Below are 3,221 nucleotides of genomic sequence, written 5' to 3'. Positions count from 1 at the left end.
CGCACATGCAGATGCAGCACGGTGGCACCGGCTTCGTAGCAATCCACAGCCTTCTGGATCTGCTCCTCCATCGTGACTGGGATGTCTTCCGGGAAGTCCGAGGGAATCCAGCCCGGCGCATAGGGAGCGGCGGTGATGATCAGAGGCTGCTGGTTCTCGGGATACAGGTGGCCGTCAAGGAAGTTCATGATGATGGGTCTCCAAGTTGAAATGTGAATATTGAGAATGACGAACTGGATGGAAAAACTTTAAAAACTTGGTACGGAGCGTCGCATACCAATGCCGATGCGCTGCGACTTGATCTGTGCGAGGAGTTCAAGGTTGCGCGATGCCGCTCAGTTCACTCAGGACTGATCTTGAGTTGGAGCTTCTTGATGATGGCCCGGTTGTGGGCCGAGGTTGCGGCCAATGATTGACGAAGCTGGTCCAACGAGGCGTCTTGCGGAAAGTCCAGGCCTTGCACTGTCAGCGCCTCGCGGTACTTGGCAGAGTGCACAACTTTCGCCATTTCGCTCTGGATTCGATCGATGACCGGCTGGGGTGTGCTACTCAAGACGAAAACACCGACGCTCGCATGAGGGAGGACAAAATCAGGCAATCCCAGTTCACCGAAACTCGGCACATTGGGAAGGTACTGGGAGCGCGTCGACGAGGCGACTGCAAGTCCCTTCAGCTTGCCGCTCTTGACGAACGGGACGACGTTGCTCACCACCTCGAAGGTCAGTTGAACCTGGTTCCCCATCAGGTCCACCATGGCGGGCGCCGAGCCCTTGTACGGGACGACCAGCATGTCATTGCCACTCTTTTCCCTCAGCATTTCGCCCAGCAGATTGGAACGCGTGCCGACGCTGAGATTCGCTACGCTGACCGACCGCGGATTGCGCTTGGCGTAGTCCAGCAGTTCATTGACGTTGTTGGGTGGAAAACTCGCGTTGGCCACCAGCACGTGAATCATGCTGCTGGCTTCTGCGACGTAGGTGAATGTCTTGAGGACGTCGTACGGCGTCTTGACGGTCAGCGGTATATCGGACAGGACGCTCGATGGCCCCACCATCCAGGTGTAGCCGTCGGCGGGAGCCGCCATCATGGCCCGTTCAGCCACAACGGCCGAACCGCCTGGCTTGTTGTCCACCAACACGGTCTGACCCAGGTTCGTTCGCAGTTGTTCGGCGAGCAATCGAGCCACCATGTCGGAAATGCCGCCCGGCGGCGCAGGCACGATGAGTCGGATGGGCTTGTCGGGCCATTGCTGTGCCAGCGCAGGCGAGACCGCCGCGAGCCAGCACAGGGCAATGATCGCGAGGAGTCGCAGTTTCAATAGATTCGGAACCATGGCTGTTCACCTTTGAAGTGTGTAACGCTCAAATGACGAAGATGGAGGAGCCTGTGGTCTTTCGCGCCTCCAGGTCCTGATGTGCCTGCACGGCGTCCTGCAAGCCATACCGTTGATTGATCTCGATGCGGATGCGGCCTGCCGCCACGTGGCCGAACAACTCATCGACCAGTTCCGCCTTTTCGGCCGGATCGGCGATGTAGTCGGCCAGGCCCGGTCGGGTCAGGTACAGCGACCCCTTGCGGGCCAGGATTTGCGGATCGAACGGCGGGATCGTGCCGGAGGCCGTTCCCACGCAGACCATCAGGCCGCGGCGCTTGAGGGAATCCAGCGAGGACATGAAGGTGGTCTTGCCCACGCTGTCGAAGACCACGGACACGCCCACCCCGTCCGTCAGTTCGCGCACGCGCTGGGCCACATCCTCATGGCTGTAGTTGATCGTGTGATCGCAGCCATGGGCGCGGGCCACTTCGGCTTTGGCGTCGGTCGAAACCGTTCCGATCACCGTCAACCCGAGCAACTTGGCCCACTGCGAAACAATCAGTCCGACACCGCCTGCGGCCGCATGCAGCAGCACGGCATCGCCCGCCTTGAAAGGGTAGATCCGGCGCACCAGGTACGCGGCGGACAAGCCCCGCATGGTCATGGCCGCCGCGGTCTCGCAGTGGATGGCATCCGGCAGCTTGATCAGCAGTGCGGCGGAAATCAGCCGCTCGGTGCTGTAGGCGCCCAGCGTGTTGATAAAGCCCGTATAGGTCACACGGTCGCCGACCACCAGATGGGTCACGCCGGCACCGACGGCCTCGACCACACCGGCCCCCTCGTTCCCGATACCGCTGGGCAACGGAACCGGGTAGGTGCCGCGGCGGAAGTAGGTGTCGGCGAAATTCAGGCCCACTGCCACGTGGCGGATGCGAACCTCTCCCGGTCCCGGTTCGCCAACGTCAACGTCTTCAAAACGAAGTACGTCGGGCTTGCCCGTTTCGTAAAACTTGACGACTTTTGCCATGTTTGTCTCCAGTATTTGTCAATTTGCTGAGGTCTGAATTGACAACTGCATCTTCTGACTTTGCGCTCGTTCCTGCTTGACGTTGCATGCCTTGCACTTTTCCTTTCATGACAATCTGTGGCTTCAGTTCATATGCCCAGGAATTCAAGGACGTCCAACGGCCGCAATGTGACCGTCCGCTTTCGGACGGAAAGGTCACAGGATGAAGAAACCGCTGCAATCGGGGAAACGATGCGCCGCGCCGTGTGCAAGAAGAGCGGGTTTTCGCGCAGGCGTGCCGCATGGCCGCCTGATGCGCGCGCGGGTGGGAAGTGCTTCCCGTCCCCGCCCGGACAAAAATCAGGACTCCAGGGACTGGATGAACTGTTCGGCCAGCGGCCACGCGCACGCGCACGCGCCAAAGCCTGACGCCGAATTGATGTGGCCCACCGCGCCCACGTTGCCCGCCGCAACGATGCTGCAGAAGGGCAGCACCTGCCGGGGTACGGGCAGCCAGCCGTTCGCCAGCAGGGCATCCTGCGTCGGATAGCCCGCAGGAAGGGGCGCCCTCAGTACGGCAGGTCGCCGATGATCGCCGTGCGCTCCATCTTGCGGTGGCACGGCGGGTAGTCCATCACTGCGTAGTGCTGGGTGGAACGGTTGTCCCAGAACGCAACGCTGTTCTTCTTCCAACGGAAACGGACCTGGTATTCGGGGACGAGGGCCTGGCTGACCAGGTAGTTGAGCAGATGGCTGGCGCCTGGCGACTTGTCCAGGCCGAAGCGCACGTTGGCGGGCGTATTGAAGTTGGTGAAGTGCGTCGTGAAGCTGCCATTGACGAACAGCACCTTCTCGCCGGTTTCGGGATGGGAGCGGACCACGGGGTGTTCGGCGTCGGGA

At 60.9% G+C, this 3,221-nt stretch carries 4 protein-coding genes; all 4 read right to left on the bottom strand.

Features of this window, described 5'->3' with window-relative positions:
* Positions 1-188: 3-keto-5-aminohexanoate cleavage protein (locus tag AC1DY5_RS48700; protein WP_478121513.1), on the bottom strand; the 188-nt coding region annotated here is incomplete at its 3' end.
* 152 nt (positions 189-340) lie between these two features.
* On the bottom strand, positions 341-1,333 hold the full coding sequence (locus AC1DY5_RS48695; RefSeq protein WP_478121512.1) for a Bug family tripartite tricarboxylate transporter substrate binding protein: 993 nt from the start codon (positions 1,331-1,333) through the stop codon (positions 341-343).
* 28 nt (positions 1,334-1,361) lie between these two features.
* On the bottom strand, positions 1,362-2,342 hold the full coding sequence (locus tag AC1DY5_RS48690; RefSeq protein ID WP_478121511.1) for a quinone oxidoreductase family protein: 981 nt from the start codon (positions 2,340-2,342) through the stop codon (positions 1,362-1,364).
* A gap of 548 nt (positions 2,343-2,890) precedes the next feature.
* Positions 2,891-3,221 (bottom strand): TauD/TfdA dioxygenase family protein (locus AC1DY5_RS48685; protein WP_478121510.1); only part of this gene is annotated, 331 nt, incomplete at its 5' end.

The sequence above is a fragment of the Variovorax sp. P4_D9 genome, assembly GCF_056401695.1.
This window is presented reverse-complemented; position numbering and strand designations above follow the sequence as displayed.